The sequence below is a fragment of the Schaalia sp. JY-X169 genome, from assembly GCF_014069575.1.
GTDB lineage: Bacteria > Actinomycetota > Actinomycetes > Actinomycetales > Actinomycetaceae > Scrofimicrobium.
In genome coordinates, this window is the sequence record NZ_CP059675.1 from 1,067,952 (window position 1) to 1,088,658 (window position 20,707).

At 57.8% G+C, this 20,707-nt stretch carries 17 protein-coding genes; 7 read left to right on the top strand and 10 right to left on the bottom strand.

What is annotated here, in order from left to right:
* Positions 1–41 precede the first annotated feature (41 nt).
* From H2O65_RS04640 to H2O65_RS04660, 5 genes are all read right to left on the bottom strand, one after another.
* The gene (locus H2O65_RS04640) at positions 42–836 is read right to left on the bottom strand and encodes an amino acid ABC transporter ATP-binding protein (protein ID WP_310649246.1); all 795 of its coding nucleotides are present in this window, start codon (positions 834–836) and stop codon (positions 42–44) included.
* Positions 833–1,774: an amino acid ABC transporter permease gene (locus tag H2O65_RS04645; protein ID WP_182142481.1), complete on the bottom strand. Its 942-nt coding sequence runs from the start codon at positions 1,772–1,774 to the stop codon at positions 833–835. The genes H2O65_RS04640 and H2O65_RS04645 overlap by 4 nt, the downstream gene beginning before the upstream one ends.
* Before the next feature lie 14 nt (positions 1,775–1,788).
* Positions 1,789–2,718, bottom strand: a complete 930-nt coding sequence (locus tag H2O65_RS04650) for an ABC transporter substrate-binding protein (RefSeq protein ID WP_182142482.1) — start codon at positions 2,716–2,718, stop codon at positions 1,789–1,791.
* Positions 2,719–3,122: 404 nt separating this feature from the next.
* A complete protein-coding gene (locus H2O65_RS04655) occupies positions 3,123–3,830 on the bottom strand; it encodes a DUF4191 domain-containing protein (RefSeq protein WP_182142483.1) in 708 nt (235 codons plus the stop codon).
* 23 nt (positions 3,831–3,853) lie between these two features.
* Positions 3,854–5,083, bottom strand: coding sequence for an MFS transporter (locus tag H2O65_RS04660; RefSeq protein ID WP_182142484.1), 1,230 nt, complete (start codon positions 5,081–5,083; stop codon positions 3,854–3,856).
* A gap of 626 nt (positions 5,084–5,709) precedes the next feature.
* Here H2O65_RS04660 and H2O65_RS04665 point away from each other — a divergent pair.
* Positions 5,710–6,546 carry a hypothetical protein gene (locus tag H2O65_RS04665; RefSeq protein ID WP_182142485.1) on the top strand — a complete coding sequence of 279 codons (837 nt, stop codon included), beginning with the start codon at positions 5,710–5,712 and terminating at the stop codon, positions 6,544–6,546.
* A 140-nt stretch (positions 6,547–6,686) separates the two neighbouring features.
* Here H2O65_RS04665 and sucB read toward each other — a convergent pair whose 3' ends face one another.
* Both sucB and lpdA read right to left on the bottom strand, forming a co-directional pair.
* Positions 6,687–8,522: a 2-oxoglutarate dehydrogenase, E2 component, dihydrolipoamide succinyltransferase gene (gene sucB, locus H2O65_RS04670; protein WP_182142486.1), complete on the bottom strand. Its 1,836-nt coding sequence runs from the start codon at positions 8,520–8,522 to the stop codon at positions 6,687–6,689.
* A gap of 25 nt (positions 8,523–8,547) precedes the next feature.
* Positions 8,548–9,924, bottom strand: coding sequence for a dihydrolipoyl dehydrogenase (gene lpdA / locus H2O65_RS04675; protein ID WP_182142487.1), 1,377 nt, complete (start codon positions 9,922–9,924; stop codon positions 8,548–8,550).
* A gap of 206 nt (positions 9,925–10,130) precedes the next feature.
* Between lpdA and H2O65_RS04680 the strand changes: the two genes are divergently transcribed.
* On the top strand, positions 10,131–10,688 hold the full coding sequence (locus H2O65_RS04680; protein WP_259349585.1) for a hypothetical protein: 558 nt from the start codon (positions 10,131–10,133) through the stop codon (positions 10,686–10,688).
* A gap of 14 nt (positions 10,689–10,702) precedes the next feature.
* Here H2O65_RS04680 and H2O65_RS04685 read toward each other — a convergent pair whose 3' ends face one another.
* Entirely contained in the window at positions 10,703–11,164 is a 462-nt protein-coding gene (locus H2O65_RS04685; protein ID WP_182142488.1) for a tRNA (cytidine(34)-2'-O)-methyltransferase, read from the bottom strand.
* Between the two features lie 153 nt (positions 11,165–11,317).
* On the opposite strand from H2O65_RS04685, the gene H2O65_RS04690 reads away from it, so the two are divergent.
* The 4 genes from H2O65_RS04690 to H2O65_RS04705 all read left to right on the top strand — a co-directional run bounded on the left by H2O65_RS04690 (position 11,318) and on the right by H2O65_RS04705 (position 17,422).
* Positions 11,318–11,881 carry a hypothetical protein gene (locus H2O65_RS04690; RefSeq protein ID WP_182142489.1) on the top strand — a complete coding sequence of 188 codons (564 nt, stop codon included), beginning with the start codon at positions 11,318–11,320 and terminating at the stop codon, positions 11,879–11,881.
* Positions 11,878–13,587, top strand: coding sequence for a hypothetical protein (locus tag H2O65_RS04695; RefSeq protein ID WP_182142490.1), 1,710 nt, complete (start codon positions 11,878–11,880; stop codon positions 13,585–13,587). Before H2O65_RS04690 ends, H2O65_RS04695 begins: the two co-directional genes overlap by 4 nt.
* The gene (locus H2O65_RS04700; protein ID WP_182142491.1) at positions 13,554–14,180 is read left to right on the top strand and encodes a thymidine kinase; all 627 of its coding nucleotides are present in this window, start codon (positions 13,554–13,556) and stop codon (positions 14,178–14,180) included. Before H2O65_RS04695 ends, H2O65_RS04700 begins: the two co-directional genes overlap by 34 nt.
* 80 nt (positions 14,181–14,260) lie before the next feature.
* Complete coding sequence (locus H2O65_RS04705) at positions 14,261–17,422, top strand: error-prone DNA polymerase (RefSeq protein WP_182142492.1); 3,162 nt, start codon at positions 14,261–14,263, stop codon at positions 17,420–17,422.
* A gap of 292 nt (positions 17,423–17,714) precedes the next feature.
* Here H2O65_RS04705 and H2O65_RS04710 read toward each other — a convergent pair whose 3' ends face one another.
* Complete coding sequence (locus H2O65_RS04710; RefSeq protein ID WP_182142493.1) at positions 17,715–19,037, bottom strand: AI-2E family transporter; 1,323 nt, start codon at positions 19,035–19,037, stop codon at positions 17,715–17,717.
* A 192-nt stretch (positions 19,038–19,229) separates the two neighbouring features.
* Here H2O65_RS04710 and H2O65_RS04715 point away from each other — a divergent pair, with 192 nt between their 5' ends.
* Entirely contained in the window at positions 19,230–19,745 is a 516-nt protein-coding gene (locus H2O65_RS04715; protein WP_182142494.1) for a MarR family winged helix-turn-helix transcriptional regulator, read from the top strand.
* Here H2O65_RS04715 and H2O65_RS04720 read toward each other — a convergent pair.
* Positions 19,742–20,683: a DUF4349 domain-containing protein gene (locus H2O65_RS04720; RefSeq protein ID WP_182142495.1), complete on the bottom strand. Its 942-nt coding sequence runs from the start codon at positions 20,681–20,683 to the stop codon at positions 19,742–19,744. The two genes, H2O65_RS04715 and H2O65_RS04720, sit on opposite strands and share 4 nt — an antisense overlap.
* Positions 20,684–20,707: the final 24 nt, after the last annotated feature.

Below are 20,707 nucleotides of genomic sequence, written 5' to 3' on the forward strand. Positions count from 1 at the left end.
GAGCATTTTCTTGGTCAACACAACCCCCACGTTTGTCTGGTTTAGAGAACTTTGGAGAAGAACTCCTGGGTGCGGGCCTCGCGAGGGTTATCGATGACCTGTTCGGGCGTGCCGCGCTCAACGATGACGCCCTCGTCCATGAACACCACCTGGTCGGCGACTTGGCGTGCAAACCCGACCTCGTGGGTGACGACAACCATGGTCATTCCTGATTGAGCCAGATCCTGGATAACCGCCAGAACTTCGCCAACAAGTTCTGGGTCGAGGGCGGAGGTGGGTTCGTCGAACAGCATCAGTTCAGGATCCATCGCCATTGCGCGAGCAATTGCCACGCGTTGCTGTTGTCCACCTGAAAGCTGGCTTGGGTAGTGGTCGCTCCGGTCGGAAAGGCCAACGCGTTCCAGGAGTTCGGAAGCGCGCTTCCTGGCAGCCTTCTTGGGCACCTTCTTGACGTTGATCGGTGCTTCGGTGACATTTTCGAGGGCGGTGCGGTGCGGGAACAGGTTGAAGCGCTGGAAAACCATGCCGATGCGACTGCGTTGCTTGGCGATGGTTGAGTCCTTGAGACGGTGCAGGATTTCCTGCCCCTCTCTGCCAGTGGTGGTGCGGAATCCCATCAACTCGCCATCTACCCAGATGCGGCCGGCTGAGATGGTTTCAAGCTCGTTGATGCAGCGCAGAAGTGTGGATTTGCCGGACCCTGAGGGACCCAGGATGACGCACACTTCGCCCGGCTTAACGGTGAGGTCGACGCCCCTGAGGACGTGCAGGTCCCCAAAGAACTTGTGCACGCCGCGTGCCTTCACCATGGGTTCGCCGTCTGGTGCCTTTGTCATGGTGTCACGTCCAGGAACATGTTGGATTGGCCGGGATCGGCCTCGGAAATTGACTTCTGCTTGGCGGTGAGCTTCTTTTCACCGGTTTCGAAATCAAATCCGCGACCGTAGTAGGACTCAATGTAGTGCTGCACAACCATGAGGATGGAAGTGATCACCAGATACCAGATCGCCGCGCTCACAAGCAGTGGGATGGGGGCAAAGAGGCGTTGGCCAATGTTTGAAGCCTGGTAGGTCAGTTCCAACGTGAAGGGGATAGCGGAGACCAGGGAGGTGGTCTTGAGCATCGAGATCGTTTCGTTGCCAAGCGGCGGCATGATCACGCGCATGGCTTGAGGGAGGATGATGCGCGCCATGATTTGGGCGTTGGACATTCCCAGGGCCTGCGCTGCTTCACGTTGCCCCTTGTCAACGGAGTTGATGCCCGCGCGAATGATCTCTGCTAGGTAGGCGCCCTCGTTGAAACCGAGGCCGAGGACGGCCATCCACAGGGGAGTGATGAGGGTCAGCGTGTTGAACTGAACGAACTCATAGCCGAAGGGAATACCTATGGAGAGTTGCGGGTAGAGGACGGGAAGCAGCGACCAGAAGATCAGCTGCGTGTAGACCGGTGTACCACGGAAGAACCAGATGTAGAAGGTCGCGACGTAGCGCAGGATGGGGTTCGTGGACTGGCGCATCACGGCCATGGTGATTGCAAGGACTGTGCCAAGCAGCATGGCGCCGACGGTGAGTAGCAGGGTGTAGAGAACACCCGTCATGATGGACTTTGAGAAGATCCACTGGCCAACTAGGTGCCATTGCCATGCTGGGTTGGTGATGAGGGCGTTGATCGCCATCGCCACTAGGACAGCGACAACGGCTGCTCCCAGCCAGCGACCCGGCCGGGGGACCGGCCGGGCGTGGATGAGGTCAACGGGTCCGGTTGAGGGGCTCATTGAATAGTTGCTTTCTAAACCTCGGGGTTGACTCGGGCCTGGGTGAGGGCTGAGCCTTCAGCACCGTAGACGGCGAGGATCTGCGTAAGGTAGCCCTCATCCATCAGGTGCTGCATTGCTGCTTGGATGGCTGCAGTGAGCTGCTCGTCAGACTTTGCAATGGCGATCCCCTGGGGAGCCGACTCGATGACGTCGCCAATCTGCTCGATCTTGCCACCGGACTGTACGGATGCGAACCCAATGACGGGGGCATCTGCGAAGGTTGCGTCATACTGACCACCGACAACCTTGGTGGTGATGTCTGATTGCAGAGACAGGGGCTGGATGGTGATTGGTTCCTTGCCTTCTGCTTCACACTGGGCGGACAGCTCTTCGGCGTACTCCTGCTGGAAAGTGCCGTTCTGCACGCCTATTGAGAAGCCGCAGGGATCCTCGGGGGTGAAGTTATTTGGGTTTCCTGTCGCCACGCCAAATGCCGACCCGACCTCGAGGTAGGAAACCATGTTGGCCTGCTCGATGCGTTCCGGTGTGATCGTGAACGAGGACGCACCAATGTCAAACTTGGTCCCCAGCGCAGGAATGATGGTGGGGAACTCGGCGGTGTTGGTAACGCCATCGGAGAGACCCATGACTGCGGCAAGAGCTTTGACGATGTCAACGTCGTAGCCGGTTGGGGTCTGTCCGTCTGCCAGGAGGAACTCACCGGGTGGGTAGTCGGTTGACGCGCCGTTGGTCAGTTGGTCGGCGGTGACTAGGGTGTCGGGCACCATCGCTGCGATGTCGGCTACGGGCTCGATTGTCGTGACGTCGAAGCCTTCGGCTGCCGCGCCGGACTCGGGGGTTGTGGTGTCTTCTTCGGGTGCTGAGGTGCCAGGGTCGGAGCAGGCTGCAAGGGCCAGGGCTGCGACAGCAGCGGTAGCGGTCAGCGAGAGGAACTTGCGCATTGGGTGCCTCCAAGGTGTTGCGCGTCGGTAGTTGAACTACAAGAACAAATGAAAGTATGCACGAGGTTGAATAATATACATAATCGGGTCTCACTATCTGGGTGTGGGAAGGGGAACACTGGCCCGGCCGCCCCCGCCTGCCGCCGCCGCCCCCGCCTCAGGCCCGCCGCCGTCCTCGCCTCGGCCCCCGCCTCCGGCCGCCCCACCGCTAAGGTTGCCGGGATCGCCTAAGGTTGCCGCCGATCTTGCGAATTACGGGCAACCTTGGGCGACTCCGGCAACCTTAGGTGGGGGCGATATGTGCGCCGTGCAGTCATGCGCGGAAGGCACCCGAAAACACTAGAGGACCCCCGCATACGCGAGGGTCCTCTTGCTACTCAACTGCTTGGTGACGGAAGGCCGAACTACCCGCGAAGTGCCTTCCGGTTTGCACGCGTGTTCGTGGGATCAACACCCTTGGGAATCGGAATGCCGCGGTTACCGATCGCAGTGAGGCGGTTGGCAACAGCCGGCACTTCCTGCTTTGTGAGAACCTTCTTCAAGCTATTGATCTTGCGGTTGAGCTTGGGTAGAGGCACCTGACCTTCATCCCTGCCAACCTCAATGAAGATGATTGGAACGTTAGATATGGAACGGCTAATGCGCCGCTTCTCGGTAACTAACAACTGGTGGACGCGGCTGGACGGTCCTTCGGAGATAAGAACAATTCCAGGTCGCCCTACGATCCGCCAAACGACGTCTTGGGACTTATTGGCAGCAACCGGCTCTTCCTCGATAATCCATCCACGGCGAATCTGACTGATTACCGCGTAAACCGAACCAACGCGGCCATCCAACTGCCGGTACATTGCGGGACGAATCAGGTACGCAAGAAGGACCATGTCCAAAGTACCTGCAAGAAGGACCGCAGTGATTGGAAGAAAGATCGGCCGGTCCCAGAGGATTCCGAAGAGGACGCCAAGCCCAATAATGATGATGGGCAGTACAATGAGTGCGATGCCTATCCACGAGTAGGTTCGCTTGACGACTTTATACGCGTCTACGAGCGTATGGTAGAAGCGCTTCTTCTTGGGGGCGCCAGCAGCTTTCGGCGTCTTTTCTTTCTTTGCCATAATGAACCAATCCTACAAGGTGATTAGGCGACCCGGTCCCGCCCTGATGTTGACGATTTTAGTTTAAGTATTAGTCCTATTACACCCGCAACAAGAATGACTCCTGCGCTGAGGAGGAATGTGTTGTGTGAACCAGAGGATTCGGCAACTCTGCCGCCGATTGCGGCTCCAAGAGAGACCCCAACGGTGACAGATGACGACATGAGGGTCATGGCCACAGCCACTCCGCCCTCGGGCGTGAGCTTTTCGGCCAGGGTAAACGCAGTGACTAGCGTCGGTCCGACAAATGCGCCGGCGACGAACAGGGCTAGGGCAGTCAGAGGCAGAGACGGCGCGTACGACGTGATTATGGTGAGCGCGCTGACCGCTACAGAGAACGTGATGAAGCGGGCATACAGCTTGAATCGATCAGGGAGGACAACGACCAACAACGCCATTAGCGCAGAAGAGATTCCCATGGCCGCGTATACCAGGCCGGCGCTGCCCGCACTGCCGAGCTCTTCCGCGCGCACTGTTACGGCTGCCTGGGATGAGCCGAAGAATGCTCCCACGGAAATCAGAGCAATGATGGCTGGGCTAACTGCGACGAGGATCTTTCCAATCGACGGGCGGGAAGTTCCTGGCGCGTCGCCAGACACCGCATCGAGCGGTTCGGTGGGAGCAGTGAACGCAAATGGAAATCCCGCTAGAACAAGAACGATGAAGGCGATGAGAAGTGGGGCCGATGGGGCCGCGGCTGTGGCGGCAATGCCCACGAATGCGGGTCCGAGGACGAAGACGAACTCATCTGCCATTGATTCGTAAGAGAAGGCTGCCATCAGAGTGCGTGGCTTGGGGTGCATCGCCACCCACCGGGCCCTTGTGAATGAGCCGATGGGCGAGGCCGTAAGCCCCGCAAGCAAGCAGATTAGGTAGATGGTTGCTGTGGAAGGACTATTGAGGGCAGCCCAGTAGAGAGCAAGGAGTGCTACCGCGTTGATCGGCATGATTGTGAGCAGAACCCTGCGTTGACCCCAGATGTCAGCCGCACGTCCGATGAGTGGTGAGCAGGTTGCGACCGCAATGGAGAAGAAGGCGGTCGCGAGGCCGCCAACTGCGATGTCCCCGGTAGAGAATGTAAAGGCCGTCATGATGCCGAGAGGCAGCATGGCAAAAGGAGCGCGGGCTAGAGCCGCGGAGATCATTTTGCCTGTTCCGAAAGCAGGGGGCAGGTCACGGTAGTCGCGCAGCGCGCGCAAAGGGTTCTGAGACAAGGTGTTCCTTGAGTGAGTGCTTGCCTACAGGGGCCGCTCTCTAAAGAGTCTGGCGGCGCAGCAGGCGGGCGTCAAAGGACGCCGAAGACATTCTAGTTGGCACTTTTGCCCTGAGGAAGCCTCGTGAGCTGTGAGTTTCAAGCCATTGGGTATCCCCAATGCGCGAGAAGCGGCGTTGTCCACAGTTTGGCTCGCGCCGTGAGGCGCGCGGTGTGCAACGTAGTCATGATTGGAGCATGTTTGGAGAGGAGGTGGTTCGTGAACCCTACGCGGTTACCCCGGTCGGGGTCGTCTGGGTCCGGATAGGCATTCGTGGGGAACGTGCCACCGGGAAGGCGGATTTCGAGAGGTGGCTTGAGTTTCCGCCAGTCCGGTCTGGTTCTTCTCAGTCCTCCTCGCACACACTCGGCGTCTGGGAGGCACTCTCAGACTTGAAATGTCCCCCGGGTAGTGAGTTTGGGCTGGCCCGCATCCGTTTTGACACTGAAACACGAGCTGGGTGGGTCTCTCCACTTCTTCACTTCCCGAGTGGGCGGCACAGACCTCCCACACGGCAGGAAGTCCATGACTGGGGTGGTTCGATCAGAGCTCTGTTTGATGGGGCTGGAGTACCGGGAACTCTCGTTGTGAGTTGGGCAGTGGCCGAGGTCCCGGCTGGACCGCCGGTCCTGCTCCTGTCGCCAGTGCCCCTTTCGCCTCCAGCCTGGGGTCACACCCCGGAAGACTGGGGGACCGTGGGCCGAACTGGGAGTCGGAGCGAGCCCGTAGGAGTAGCGGGAGCTCGAACTGAGAACGAGGGCGGACCGGAGGTGGACAGGGGCGCTGGCGGTTCGGAGTCGGACAAGAGTGCTGGCGGTACGGTAGAGGTTGAGGAGAGCCAGCGTGATGTTGACACGATCGAGCTGCCGAAGATAAGGCTCGGGAGGGGGAGACAGACCAGGGGCCGCCTGCGAGGACGCCCGATACTGGTCGCCACCACTCTTACAGCGCTCCTGCTGGTTCTTGTCGGGGCATTGCACTCAGCGGTGGACCCAGTCTTAGACAATGCGTTTGGGTCTCGCGGGGCTGAACCGCAAAGTGCGTCGAAACCTGTCGAGGATGCTCCGCCATGTCCTTCACTAGAAGAGACAGCCACCCTGGTTGCCGACCTGTTGCACGCTCGTGGAGACGCCCTCGAACAGGGGGCGTTCACTGAGTTGGTGCGTGTCCAGAGGTGGGACTTGGCTCTGATTGATGCGGCCGACATTGTTCGACGAACTGAAACCGGCGAAGAGTTTGCTTCCCCGACCTACTTGGTTGAAGTCAACTCTCTACGCTGTGTCGAAGACGTTATATCGGTAGTTGCCACAGTCGCGGCGGTTCCCCAGCAGGCGGGGGAGGCGCCTCGAGTTCTGACTCCCGCAGTCGTCCACCTCGATGTGCAAACGGCTCCGCCTCGGATCCTCTCTGTCGAGGGAGGATGATGAAGTAGCCGGGAGCGCACGCGTATGTGGTGTGCAGCGGTCCGGATACACAGCGGGCCGGTACACAAAATAAGTTGTGTACCGGCCCCTTATGTTATGTCACCGATTGAGTCATCAGAATCAACCGGCCCACGCTTTCACTACCCGAGTTGCAGGTCAGGCAGGAAGTTGCCCTCTTCGAGACGCTTCTTCACGGAAGTCAGGAAACGGGAAGCGTCGGCACCATCAACCAGCCTGTGGTCGTAAGTGATTGACAGGTAGACCATCGAGCGGATCGCAACCGACTCTCCACCATCGCTGTCCTTGACCACGACCGGGCGCTTGACGATTGTGCCAACCCCCATGATTCCAGTCTCTGGCATGTTCAACACGGGGGTGTCGAACAGTGCGCCACCAGAACCCGTGTTGGTTATCGTGAATGTTGAACCCGTCAACTGATCCGGCCCAACAGTTCCATTGCGAACATCGGAAGCCAACGTGTTGATCGATTCTGCAATCTGAGCTATCGACTGTTCACCGGCGTTCTTGATGACCGGGACCATCAGGCCCTTCGGAGCGTCAACGGCAATTCCTACGTTCTCATGGTCAAAGTAGGTGACTTCGTTGCCGTTGATTGTTGCGTTCAACTTTGGATGTGCAGCAAGTGCTTCTGTAGCTGCTTTGACGAAGAACGGAAGGAAGGTGAGGCGAGTGCCGTGTACCTGCTCAAACTGGCCCTTGTACTTCGCGCGCAAGTTCCAGATACGGGTTACATCAACCTCGAAGACCGTGGTGAGTTGTGCAGATGACTGCAGAGACTCAAGCATGCGACGTGCGATGGTCTGCCGTAGGCGTGACATCTTCTCAGTTGTGCCCCGCAGCGCGGCTGCTTCAGGAGAGATTTCAATCTTCCCTGAGACACCGGCATCTACCACCGGTGCTGATGGTGCTTCAGTGGGTGCTGCTGTAGCTGCGGCCTCTGCGGCGGCAACCACATCTTCCTTGCGGATCCTTCCGCCGATGCCTGTCCCCGTCACAGTCGCCAAGTCCACGCCCTTGTCTTTGGCGAACTTACGAACAATTGGGGTGACATAGCCAGCACCTGCGGGTGTACCCGGAGCGTCCGGCACGACGGTTCCTGAACTTGCTGCGCGGGTCAGCGCGTCACTTGGGCGTTCCGCAGCATCAACGGGCGCTGGCGGAGCGGGAGCGGGAGCCGGTGCCGGTGCAGGAGGGGCCGGAGGTGCTGGGGGAGCCGGAGGAGCAGGAGGGGCAGGTGGACGCTGCGCCATGGGTGCTGGTGGCGCAGAAGGAGCAACAGGTGCTGCCGGAGCTGCCTGAGCGACCGGAGCCGCAGCCTTTGCAGGTGCTGCCGGCGCCGAGCCGCCAGGTGTCGAAGAGATACGAGCGATGACGGTGCCGACCTCAACCGTATCGTCCTCGTCAGCAAGCACTTCTACCAAGTATCCCTCTACTGGCGAAGGAACTTCTGAATCCACCTTGTCAGTTGCAACCTCAACGATAGGCTCATCAGCATCAACCTTGTCACCGACCTCCTTGAGCCAGGCGGACACAGTGCCTTCGGTAACAGATTCGCCAAGAGCGGGCATCTTTACCTCGGTGATGTCCCCAGTCGACTCGACTGAAGAGCCAGCTTGTGGAGCTGAAGTCTCCTCAGTCGCTGCGGGTTCGGGCGTCGAGACCGCAGCAGGTTCTGGCGCTGCCGCGGGTTCCGAAGTGTCACCCGAACCGGCCTCGTCTGGGCTTCCGACACGTGCGATCTCTGTTCCGACCTCTACCGTGTCGTCCTCCTGAACAAGAATCTCAAGGAGGACACCCGCGATGGGGGATGGAACTTCCGAATCGACCTTGTCAGTTGCAACCTCAACAATCGGCTCATCGGCTTCGACAGTGTCGCCCACGTTCTTAAGCCACGCCGAGACGGTACCTTCGGTGACTGATTCACCTAGCGCCGGCATTTTGATGGACTGTGCCATTTCTATCCTTTTCCTCTTTGTGTCTCTAGTCGTGTGCGTGCAGAGGCTTGCCGGCAAGAGCCATTGCGGCTTCGCCAATCGCCTCATTCTGTGTTGGGTGTGCGTGAATGAGCTTCGCAACGTCTTCAGGATAGGCTTCCCATCCGACAATCAGCTCACCCTCACCGATCTGCTCGGATACGCGTGAACCAATAGCGTGGAAACCAACGATCGGACCGTCCTCGACACCCACAAGCTTAATGAGACCCGCAGTGCCAAGAATGTTGGACTTTCCGTTTCCGGCCAGGTTGTAATCAACGGTCTTGATCTTGTCGGCGCCGTACTGCTCTTTTGCCTGTGCCTCTGTGAGACCGACCGAAGCAATTTCAGGCTCGGTGAAAGTGACGCGCGGAATGGTGTTCTCATCAACCGGTTCAGGGTTCAAACCCGCGATTTCTTCTGCCACCATGATGCCCTGCACAAAGCCGCGATGAGCCAACTGCAGTCCGGGAACAATATCGCCAACTGCGTAGACGCCAGGAACGCCGGTGCGGCACTTGTCATCTGTGATGACAAAGCCACGATCCAGAGTTACCCCGATCGCTTCGAAGCCCAGATCCTGGGTGACGGGACCGCGACCAATGGCAACGAGGAGGAGGTCGCCATCAATGGTCTTCCCGTCTTCGGTCGAGACATGCACACCGCCCTCGTCCTGGGTTACACCAGCAAAACGGGTGTTGAGGTGGAACTTGATGCCGCGCTTGCGGAATGCGCGCTCTAGGTTCTTCGAAATGATCTCATCCTCATTAGGGACAAGGTGGGGAAGGCCCTCAACGATTGTCACTTCGGAGCCAAAGGATTTCCATGCCGAAGCAAACTCCGAACCGATGACACCGCCACCCAGGATGATTGCGTGAGAGGGGATCCATTCCATCTGCAGCGCCTGCTCGGACGTGATGACTCGCCCTTCAATGGGAAGCGTCGGAAGTGTGCGGGAGTACGAACCGGTTGCGAGGATCAGGTTCTTTCCCGTGATGGTCTCACCGTTGACCTCTACAGTGGTCGGGCTGGTTACGCGCCCCCACCCGATGATGACCTCAACTTTGCGGGAACCCAGCAGGCCTTCAACACCGCGGTACAGCTTGTTGACGACGCCATCGCGGTACTCACCCACCTTGACCATGTCGATACCGTTCAGTGTCGCATCGATCCCGATTGGTGCAGATTCGCGGATTGCATCTGCTGTTTCAGCAACGTGCAGGTAGGCCTTCGTTGGGATACAGCCGCGGTGCAGGCATGTGCCGCCGACCTTGTCCCCTTCGATCAAAGCTACCTTGAGGCCCAGCTGAGCGGCCCGCAGTGCTGCTGCGTAGCCTCCCGATCCGGCCCCTAGGATTACAACGTCGTAGATTGACTCACTCAAGTGCTCTCAACTCCTTGGCATCGCCTTTCAACCGCCATGGTTGTTGATCCCTATTGTTCCACGCTACGACGTCCTCGCGAAGGAAAGAGGCTGCAAGACCAGACACGTTTTCTGGGACATGGGTCCTAGGGGTGTCTTCAGGGCTATGGAAGACGAGGACGTATCATTGCGATCCTTGGGAACTCTTTCGAAAGTAGACTGGCGTAATGACTGACCATGCATCAGGTGTCCCCAGTTTGGGTGATGACGACCTTGTGAGCGACATCGAGTCGGATCACGCATTGTCCGGCAGTGTGTCGACGGCGCCGCCACGGTTGGCCGATAATCGGGGAGCTTCCCACGGGTTGGGACGTCTTGTCATGGCTGCATTCTGGCTAGCGGGGATCGGCTGTGTTGGTATTGGTCTGTTTCAACTATTTATTGACTCTGCGCCGCCGCTTGGTCCACGGTTGGTAACGGTGTTTGCCGGGGCGGTCTACGTGGGTGCAGCGGTGGGATTGACTCACAACGGGCGACGGATGCGCAAGGTCGCGTGGGCGTGCATCAGCGTGTCCCTGGCGGGGCCGGTAATCGTTGGTCTGCTGGGTGTGGGGAGTCAGCGAGGTCCCGCGCTGTGGTCCCCGTGGGAAGGGTTTGGGGTAGAGGCTTGGTTTATCCCCTTGGTGCTGCCGATAGTTGGCTTTGTGTGGATGTGGTGGTCAAATCCACGGCGAATTGTTGAACTTGCCGAAGGAATTGAGAAGGCCTCACGTCGTAGCCTCTAGTTGTAGTTGTGTCTCTACTTGCCCCCGGTGAAACCGAGTTGGCGCCACGCCTCGTAAGTTGCGATTGAGGCTGCATTCGCGAGGTTCAGAGAGCGCGCACCTTCCAGCATATTGATGCGGACGAGGGCGTGGATACGGTCGTCTTCCATAACCCACCCGGGTAGGCCATCCGGTTCGGGGCCGAAGAGGAGGCAGTCACCGTCCTCGTACTTCGCATCTGTGTACGTGCGTGTTGTTCGACCGGTAAAAGCCCACGTGCGACCGGGTATTTCAGCCAAAAGAGAGTCGAGGTCGGGATGGGTTTTGACGTGGGCAAGGTCGTGGTAATCAAGTCCGGCACGTCGCAGCTTTGTGTCTTCCATGTCGAAACCTAGGGGTTCAACCAGGTGCAGCATGGCGCCAGTACAGGCGGCTAGTCGTATGGCGGCACCGGTGTTTCCCGGAATGCGGGGTTCAAAGAAGGCAATGTGGAGCACCGCGCCATTCTTCCACCTCGCGGTTGGGGACGAGGACGTCCGGCGAGTTTTTCGGGGGTGAGATTCGCGGCACTTCACGGATTTCTCAGAGGGGGTCGCAGATGTCGGAGGGGACCTTTATGATCGAACATATGTTCGACTAGGGGGTGGGTTGTGGCAAAGATAGCGGTGCAGCAAGAAGAAAGGTTACGTCGTGCCCGGGCGGTTTTGACGCAGGTAGAGATGCATCAGGATGTTGCGGGTGTTGCTGCAAACATTAGTGATAGCAGTGGTTTAGGGCGCGGGGTCTACCACACGGACGGGACTATTGAAGGCGTGGTCAGGGCGCTTGCCAAGTTGATGAAACCGGAGCAGTTTGTTGCGGTAGTTGGGGTTCAAGATGTTGCGTGGGAAGGTGCTGAAGCGCTTGGGGTTGATCTCAGTCGTATTGTCCTCATCCGTTCCGTGGGCGAATGGGGATTGAAGGTCATTGGCAGCCTGGTAGAGGGGTTTTCGTTTGTTGCTGTTGGGGATGTAGAGGTGGCGCCGCGACATCAGCGTGCTTTGGCGGCCCGGGCTCGCGCTGTTGAAGCGACGATTTTGACCATGCACCCCTGGTTGACAGTCAGTGCTCCCCTTGCAGACTTTGACTCGGGTGAATCCGTGGAAGAGACGCGGGGTGGGTCGGTTCTTTCCACGCCACCTTCTCCTTTGAGGAAACGGAAGGAAGCATCGTGAGTGGTGGAATTGCTGTGGATTCTCCTCGCTACATTGCCCTGTGGGTACCGAACTGGGAGCTAAGTTCCCTGGTGGTAGAGGTTCCTCCCGGAGCTCCGGCGGCTGTTGTGGACCGTTTCCGGGTTCAAGTTGTCACGCCTGCAGCACAAGAATGTGGTGTAAAGGTGGGGATGAGTCAGGTGATGGCGCAGTACTGCTGTCCCGAACTGCTGATTTTTCCGCCCGATCCGGGCAGGGAAACCGTGGCGTTTGAAGCAGTCTTGAAGGTGGTGGATGATTTCATTCCGGAAGTGATTGTGGTCAGGCCGGGATTGGCGTTCGCCCCTGTGCGGGGTCCAGCAAAATGGGCAGGTGGGGAAGCTGAGCTGGCCGGCGAGCTCATTGAGCAAGTTGTTCTTCAAACCAGTGCGGAATGTCAAGTAGGGATCGCAGATACCCTCACGGGGGTTCTATTGGCGTGTCGGCGGGGACTGATTATCCCTTCGGAGGGAACGCGTGCATTCCTGGATTCACACGTGTTAGAAGAGGTAGTTGAAGACCTTCCGCCTCGCTCCAAAGCAAGTGTTGTCAAAGAGCTACCAATCCTGAAGGCCCTGGGTGTGCGTGATGTAGGCGATCTGCGTGGCTTGGGGGCGGCCGCGGTTATCACCAGATTTGGGGCCAGCGGACAGATTTTATGGGATCTCATTTGTGGAACCGGGATGACGCCGCAGGCTTCCTTGCGCACTGGTGGTGAGGTGGTGGCAGAGGTGGAACTTGATCCGCCGGCCCTCACGGTGGAGCAAAGTGTCGTGGCAGTTCGTAGGGTTGCCAATAGTCTCTCTGATGCCCTGGTGCACCAGGGTTTGTACTCCTCAACCATTAGGGTCACTGTTGAAAAGGTGGGGGGTGGTGTTTATGAGAGGACATGGACACTACTTGATGCAATGTCGCCCTCGCAGGTAGGAAAGAGGATCACGTGGCAATTGAGAGGAATGTCAGGAGGGTTAACGTCCTCCCTCGATAGTGGGGAAGAACAGGCCGTTCAGTGGATCCGGGTCGCTGCGCTCCACCCCGTCTCGGTTCCAGAATCAGACCCGCTGTGGGGTGGGGGGCAAACCCGTCGTAAAGCAACACGGGCCGTGGAAGAGGTGCAATCACTTCTGGGGGAAGACGCTGCGGTGACACCAACCATTCAAGGGGGTTTTGACCCTCGCTCCAGAACCTTCTTCACTTCTTGGGGCAGTGAGCAGAGTTCCGGTGATGACAATAAGGGGGTAGTGACTTCGCGAAAAGGTGAGTGGGATGGGGCGGTTAGCTCGCTTCCAATCGTCTTGTTTGTAAAGCCACCCACGGCATTACTCATGGGGCAAAGAAGTGATCGCACGCTTGGACGAATCTGGGTTAATCGTCGGGGACTGCTAAATGGGAACCCCACAACTCTGATTGTTAGTTGTGACCATCCTGAACTTGAGGCAGGGGACTACCCTGTGAGCGCCGTGCGGGGGTTGTGGATGGTGAGGGGAAGATGGTGGAAGCCGGAAAGTGAAGAACACTCACCGCGATGCTACCTGCGTGTTGCACGTCGGGAATGTCCAGATCTTCTACTAGTCCAAAGAGGTTCACAGTGGTGGGTAGAAGGGATTTACCCAATGAATGAGATTGCGCAGCTAAACTCGCCTACGGAGGAAAAATGGCAAAACTGTATTTTCGCTACGGGGCAATGAACTCGGGCAAATCCACAGCACTACTGCAGGTGGCGTACAACTATGAAGAACGGGGACAACGTGTTCTTCTGGCGAAGCCTGCCGTAGACACCAAAGGGGATTCCCAAGTGGTTTCCCGTCTTGGTGTAACCAGGGAGGTGGATTTCCTCATAACTCCCCGTGACAACGTGCGGGATCTGTTTGCAAGGCACGCACGCGGTGAAGATCCAGACGCCCTCGTCTCAGTGCTCCCAGAGATCGCCCCGGTCGCGGCGCTGCTCGTAGATGAAGCCCAGTTCCTCACGGGGGACCAAGTTGAAGATCTTCTGCGGATAGCCACTATTGATGGCGTGCCAGTTCTGACTTATGGACTGCGGACAGACTTTCAAACGCAGATCTTCCCAGGTTCGCAAAGGTTGTTGGCCATTGCGAACACTCTGGAAGAGCTGAAAACCATTTGTCGCTGTGGGAAAAAGGCCATTCTCAACGGACGTCAAGTGGGTGGAAAGTTCATCTTCGATGGGGATCAGGTGTCCATCGATGGGGATGGCGTCACCTACGAATCACTCTGTGCCGGGTGCTACCTGGAAGAATCCGGTGGCGCCCTCGGCTGATTAGCCTCCGGCGGTTCGCGGTGGCGCCCTCGGACCGGGCCACACTTTAGAATCGAACATATGTTCGATAGAATAGGGGGATGCAAACTTCGGAGTACGCGGAACTCCACGCTCACAGCGCAAACACGTTCCTAGAAGGGACCGATACCCCCGCTGCGCTAGTGACCCAAGCCCAAAAATTGGGCCTGTCGGGACTCGCGGTCCTTGACGTGGATGGAATGTACTCCGCCGTGCAAACAGCCCGCGCCGGTGAACAGGTGGGACTGCCAATCATTTACGGCACAGAACTAACCTTGGACCATCGTGTGCTGCCTGAAGATCTGCCTCAGCAGGCTACCGCAAATCATAACGACCTCGGCGTGCGTCTGCCCGTTCTTGCCTCCTCGCAAACGGGCTACCACAACCTCTGCCAGATTCTTAGCACCCACTTCCTTGCTGAAGAAGGAAGGCGTGAAGCCACGCTCACGCTTGAGGAGATCCATGCTTTCAATGACGACATCTTCATCTTGACGGGAACCGCTCACGGACCGCTACGACGCGCACTAACAGCCGGTGGCATGTCAGCAGCAGCCAGGGTGCTAGACCAGCTAATTGACACGGTTGGCTCGGAACACGTTGGGGTGGAGGCCAGCCTCCAACCCCACAATCCACCTTCACTGGCGGACGCATTGGCGACGCTTGCGGACGCACGTAACTTACCGCTAGTAGCGACGGGGGCAGTGCGATGTGCAACCCCGGAGCAGCAAAAGCTGGCGGATGTCTTCAGTGCGACACGCCTAAATCTGTCGTTGGATCAAGCAGAACCGTACCTTCCTGCTTGGCGGACTTTCCTACGTTCAAATGAGGAAATGCTCTACCTGCATCGGCGCCACCCCGAGGCGGTAAGAAATGCAGCGGAACTGGGGCGGCAGTTTACTTTTGACTTCCGCATCCTGGAACCCGGCCTGCCGCATTATCCCGTCCCCAATGGGCACACAGAGGAAACCTGGCTGCGTCATCTCACGTATCAGGGCGCAAGCGAACGCTACGGGTCTAGAACTGATTTCCCCCGAGCTTGGGAGCAAATTGACCATGAACTGGAGATTATTGAGCAGTTAGAGTTTCCCGGTTACTTTCTGATTGTCACAGACATTGTCGACTTTTGCTTCCGCAGTGGGATCCTTTGCCAGGGACGTGGTTCGGCGGCTAACTCCGCGGTTTGTTATGCGTTGTCGATTACCGCGGTTGATGCCGTAAAGCACAGGATGCTCTTCGAGAGATTTTTGTCCCCGCAACGCACGGGAGCCCCCGACATTGACTTAGATATTGAAGCGCGAGAGCGGGAGAGGGTAATCCAGTATGTCTATGAGCGGTACGGGCGTCACAATGCCGCAATGGTTGCCAACGTCATCACCTATCGCCCCAAATCAGCAATTAGGGATGCGGCACGAGCTTTCGGATTTCCGGAAGGGCAGGTGAAACTGTGGTCCAAGAGGGCTGGTAGTTCTGCACCTGATTCTGTTCTAGAGGTGGCGCAGAGACTTCAGAAGATGCCGCGTCACATGGGGATTCATCCGGGCGGCATGGTCTTGACGCGGACACCCGTGTCACAGGTGTGTCCGGTGAGGTGGGGGGCAATGGAAGGACGCACCGTCCTGCAGTGGGATAAGGAAGACTGCGCGGACGCGGGGCTAGTAAAGTTTGATTTGCTAGGGCTGGGAATGTTGACAGCTTTGCGTCGATCGTTTGACTGGCTCAATACCTCGGGTGTGGAACATAACGGGCGCCCGCTGGACCTCTACAATCTTCCCGAGGACGATCCGCGAGTCTATGACCTGCTGTGCAACGCGGACACTGTTGGAGTGTTCCAAGTGGAATCCAGAGCTCAGATGAACACGTTGCCGCGACTGAAGCCTCGCGAGTTTTACGACATAGTCATCGAGGTTGCTCTTATTCGCCCAGGTCCCATTCAAGGTAAGGCCGTAAATCCTTACTTGAACCGGAAGAACGGCAAAGAGAAGGTGACTTACCTGCATCCACTCATGGAAGACGCCCTCAAGAAGACGTTGGGTGTTCCCCTCTTCCAAGAACAGTTGATGCAGATAGCTGTGGATGTGGCTGGTTTTACCCCGGGTCAGGCAGACGAGTTGAGGCGCGCCATTGGCGCTAAACGAAGCGCTGAACGAATGGCTGCATTGAAACCAGAACTGTTTGAGGGAATGAGTGCCCGTGGCGTGTCACTTGAGGTGCAAGAGCAGGTTTTTACCCAACTGCAAGGGTTCGCGGAGTTTGGCTTCCCCGAGTCACACGCCTTCTCTTTTGCCTACCTTGTTTACGCTTCTGCCTGGTTGAAGGTTCATTATCCTGAGCACTTCTATGCGTCAATCTTGGCAAGCCAACCCATGGGTTTTTATTCTCCGTCTTCATTGGTCGAGGACGCTCGAAGGCACGGGGTTACGGTTACACCCCCTAGTGTGACCCACTCGAAGGTTGAAACCGCTCCGATGCCAAGTACAAGAATGTCGAAGCAGTGCACAACGCTGGTTGACCCCCACCCCGACCTTGAAGTTCGCTTGGGATTAGAGACAGTAAAGGGCCTTGGAAGTGGGGCTAAGCAGATTGTCGAGGCTAGAGAAAGCGGACCTTTTACCAGCATCGCTGAGTTAGCCGCGCGTGCGAATCTCACGCGATCTCAAGTTGAGAAGCTCGCAAGTGCAGGCGCTTTGGCGGACCTTGGGATCAGTCGACGTGAGGGCTTGTGGGCTGCAGGTGCTGTGGTTGCAGATGACTGGCACCAACCATTTCTGCCTGGAACCGAGTTGGGGATGAAGGCCCCAAACCTCCCCGTGATGACTGCTCAAGAGGAGTTGGTTGCGGACTATGACGGTATGGGATTGTCACCAGACCTACACCCCATGAACTTTGCTCGCCAGTACTTGAATGAACGTGGGGTCATTCCCTTGGCAGCCCTGCCAGATGCCCCTTGTGATAGGCGTATCTCTGTGGCGGGTTTGATAACACATAGACAACGCCCAGGAACAGCTCGGGGGACAACTTTCTTGTCGTTGGAGGACGAAACAGGGTTGGGTAACGTTATCTGTTCGCCAGGGCTGTGGCGGCGCTACCGTTCGGTTGCTCTTAAGGCAAACGCCATGGTGATCAGCGGACGTGTCGAGAAAGGTGATGGGGCGGTGGCGCTAGTTGCCGACCGTCTAGAGACGCTAGACGTTCCCCTCAGGACGAGGTCGAGGGACTTCCGTTAGAGCTCGAGACTACGAATGTTCGGCTTCAGGCCGGACCCCACCCTGATAGAAACAGACGCAGCCAGTTGGCACTGCCGATGCCCGTGAAATGTATACGTCGGGACGAAATATGCGTCCGGGGTGCGCACCCCAGACGGGCATTCCACCCCCACGTATACATTTCGCGTAGCGGCGGGTGGAATGGGGGTAGCGGCGGGTGGAATGGGGGCAGCGGCGGCAGGATGGGCAGGGGCAGGGTTCGGCGGTGGCAGCCCGGCAGAGCCGGGGACGTGGGGCAGGACGGGGGCCCGTGCTAACTTGCTTTAGCCCCGGCCTCATCTTCCTTGTCTTTACCACCAATACTCAGCTTGTCGGTAAGGATCTTCTTAATGGCAGGCACGCCATCCTCATCCTCATCCTCATCCTCAGAGTCATGCTCGTGGGCGCCGGTCCCATTCCTGTTGGGTAAATCGGGGAGTGGCCCTTCTATCGGAGGATCACGGTGGTAGAGAGACGAGAACACGGCCCAGATCACCGCGATGATGGGGATTGCAATGATGGCACCGAGAAGGCCGGCGACCAGTGTGCCCGCCATGACACCAATACCAACAACGACAGGACTGAGTGCCACCTGCTTACCCATGATGAACGGCTGCAGGATGTGACCCTCGAACTGTCCGATCAAAGCAATACCAACCCCGACGAGGACGGTCTTCATGACACCCTCTGTTGCTAGGGCCACGATCATGGCCACAACCATGGCCGCCGGGGCACCAACCATAGGGATCAACGCACCGATCATGACCAGCACAGCCAGGGCAGGCGCAAGGGGAATCCCCAGGATTTCCAGATAAATCCACGCAAGGACCCCATCAATGAAGGCAATGATGATCGTTCCGCGGCCGTATCCGGCGAAGGTGCGCCACCCTGCTTGAGCCCCATGATTCCATTTGGCCCGGGCATCTGTAGGAAGAAGATTGAGGAACCAGCGCCACATTTGCGCGCCGGAAAGAAGGAAGAAGACTGTCACAAAAATCGCCAGAGCAACTGATGTGATAGCGAGCGTTACAGCGCCAACATTGGATAGTGCCGTGGTGGCAATGTTCTGCCAGTTATCAAGCAGGTACTTTTCGCCGCGGTCAAACATCGTGCTCACCCAGGAATAGGCCTGGTCGCTGGTTAGGGACACGCCTAATGGAGAGGTGTCGATGAAATCTACGACCATGTCGACGCCATGTGACAGCTGTTCAACCAGCTTCTGCCACTGTCCGGTTACAGATGTGACAACGAAGGTGAGCATGCCGCCAAAGATAAGGAACGTGCCCAGGAGGGCGATTGCCACGGCAAGTCCCCGAGGCATGTGTTTACTAAGGCGGTTCACCAACGGGTTGAGCAGACCGGTGAGGACCAATGCAACGAACACCGCGATGAACACGGCTGAGATTTTGGCAGTAATGAAGACGACACCGGCCACAACCAGCGTGATGCCGATTATCGCCCAGGATCCGACCCCTGCATTGCGTAGCCAGTTAGGGATTTGTTTTCCAGCGGGTACCGTTTGCACTGCGTCAGGTTCGGGACGTGTTCGCTTCGGGGAGTGATACACAGCCTTCCTCGGCTTCATGTTGTACCCCATTGGGCCCCCTCCATCTTTGCCGACGTTGTGACCACCGATCGATCACCTTCTACATTCTAGGTCCACCCCCCGACATCTGGCCGTGTGGAACTGCTTCGTCTTGGAACGTAGTGGCTACCACAGAGCCACGGTCTTGCCAGCGCGTAGAATGGCACCTAGTTCATGCCGTGGAATCACGATGTGGTAGGGAAGATGAGAGGCCTTTTCGAAGCAGTGGCCATAGAACCGACTAACGGTATTGAGGATCGCGACAACAAGCGCTCCTTAGCTTGGCGCGTCTTTTTTGAGGCCAGCACTCGTCTGCAAGGCCTCCTTGAGGCCCAGCTGAAGGCTGGCGCAAACCTATCTCTGTCCGACTACAACATCCTCCTCATGCTCTACGAATCTCCCGAGCAGAAAATGCGTATGGGGGAGTTAGCGGAACGGCTTGGTTTCATCCCATCACGCCTGACATACCTTGTTAGCGGGCTGATCAAAGAGGGGTGGGTGGACAAGCGACCCAGTGGTACTGATCGCCGTGGGTACGAGGCCGTTCTGACCCCTTCCGGAATTGAAGCCACGGAGTTGGCGTCACGGATCCACCAGGCCACCGTTCGGGAGCTGCTGCTCGACGAACTAACCGATGCCCACATCGACCAGATCGTGGAGGCCTTTGAGCACCTTGATCTGCGTACTCGCGACATCCAGGGCGGGACCTCCGGAGGCTAAGGCGCGTCCTCGGCTTCCACAACTTCTACATCGAGCGTCTCCGGATCATTATTGGCAGCATCGTCCTCGTCCGCATTGGGAGTACCCGCCGCGAGCTTTGCCCGCCGCTTTGCGAGGATCCAGCGCACCAGGAGGAAGATGATCGCCGCGATCACCAGCCAGGGTAGTGCGACGAGGAGCCCGTAGCCCACGACTTCAAGCGACTTCAGGAAGATCTGCCACGCCTTCCCCAGCGAGAAGCCCGTTGAATCAACATCTGTGGAGAACGAAACGTTGAGGGTGGACATGGAAACTTGACTGTCGAGCCACTCAAGTTGTGCGGTGAGTGAGTCCAACTCTGCTTGGCGCTGAGTTAAACCACTCTCGGCTGCGATGAGCTCATCGACAGAAGTTGCCTGATCCATGAGGTTTTGAAGCCGGGTGATTGAGTCTTCAAGTACCTTGATTCTTGCGTCCAAGTCGGTCACCTGCTGGGTGACGTCCTCGTTGAATGTCGAGGTGTTCTGCACGGTGCCGTACTGGTCCAAGCCCGCCAGAACCTCATCAAACTTGTCGGCGGGGATACGCGCGGTGACCGAAGCGTAGGGTTGCGAGTCGTATTCCGAGGTCGAGCTCCATTCAATGCGCCCCCCGACCTCGAGAATCTGTTCGGTGAACTTCGCTGCCGCATCCCGCGGGTTACCAGTGATGACGGTAGCGTCCCCGCTGACGATGATTGAAGCGTTAACCGCAGGGGATCCGGCTTCCGCACTAAGTGCCTGTTCGGTTACGGCACCCATATCGGCCGCGGCCTGTTCCGATGGCATGGCAGCACCCATGTCAACGTTCCCGTAACTTGCGGTGCCGTCTGCACCCGAGGACGACCCGCACCCGGCAAGGACCAGTGTGAGCGCTGCAATGACTGGCAGGGATGCTGCCCGAATAGATGTGCTTTTCATGGCTCCACATTAGGGGCAATGACC

Bases quoted from the DNA above. Each gene is read 5' to 3' on its own strand.
- H2O65_RS04640 (WP_310649246.1), bottom strand. From the start codon at position 836: ATGACAAAGGCACCAGACGGCGAACCCATGGTGAAGGCACGCGGCGTG.
- H2O65_RS04645 (WP_182142481.1), bottom strand. From the start codon at position 1,774: ATGAGCCCCTCAACCGGACCCGTTGACCTCATCCACGCCCGGCCGGTC.
- H2O65_RS04650 (WP_182142482.1), bottom strand. From the start codon at position 2,718: ATGCGCAAGTTCCTCTCGCTGACCGCTACCGCTGCTGTCGCAGCCCTG.
- H2O65_RS04655 (WP_182142483.1), bottom strand. From the start codon at position 3,830: ATGGCAAAGAAAGAAAAGACGCCGAAAGCTGCTGGCGCCCCCAAGAAG.
- sucB (WP_182142486.1), bottom strand. From the start codon at position 8,522: ATGGCACAGTCCATCAAAATGCCGGCGCTAGGTGAATCAGTCACCGAA.
- H2O65_RS04680 (WP_259349585.1), top strand. From the start codon at position 10,131: ATGACTGACCATGCATCAGGTGTCCCCAGTTTGGGTGATGACGACCTT.
- H2O65_RS04700 (WP_182142491.1), top strand. From the start codon at position 13,554: ATGGCAAAACTGTATTTTCGCTACGGGGCAATGAACTCGGGCAAATCC.
- H2O65_RS04705 (WP_182142492.1), top strand. From the start codon at position 14,261: ATGCAAACTTCGGAGTACGCGGAACTCCACGCTCACAGCGCAAACACG.
- H2O65_RS04710 (WP_182142493.1), bottom strand. From the start codon at position 19,037: ATGGGGTACAACATGAAGCCGAGGAAGGCTGTGTATCACTCCCCGAAG.
- H2O65_RS04715 (WP_182142494.1), top strand. From the start codon at position 19,230: ATGAGAGGCCTTTTCGAAGCAGTGGCCATAGAACCGACTAACGGTATT.
- H2O65_RS04720 (WP_182142495.1), bottom strand. From the start codon at position 20,683: ATGAAAAGCACATCTATTCGGGCAGCATCCCTGCCAGTCATTGCAGCG.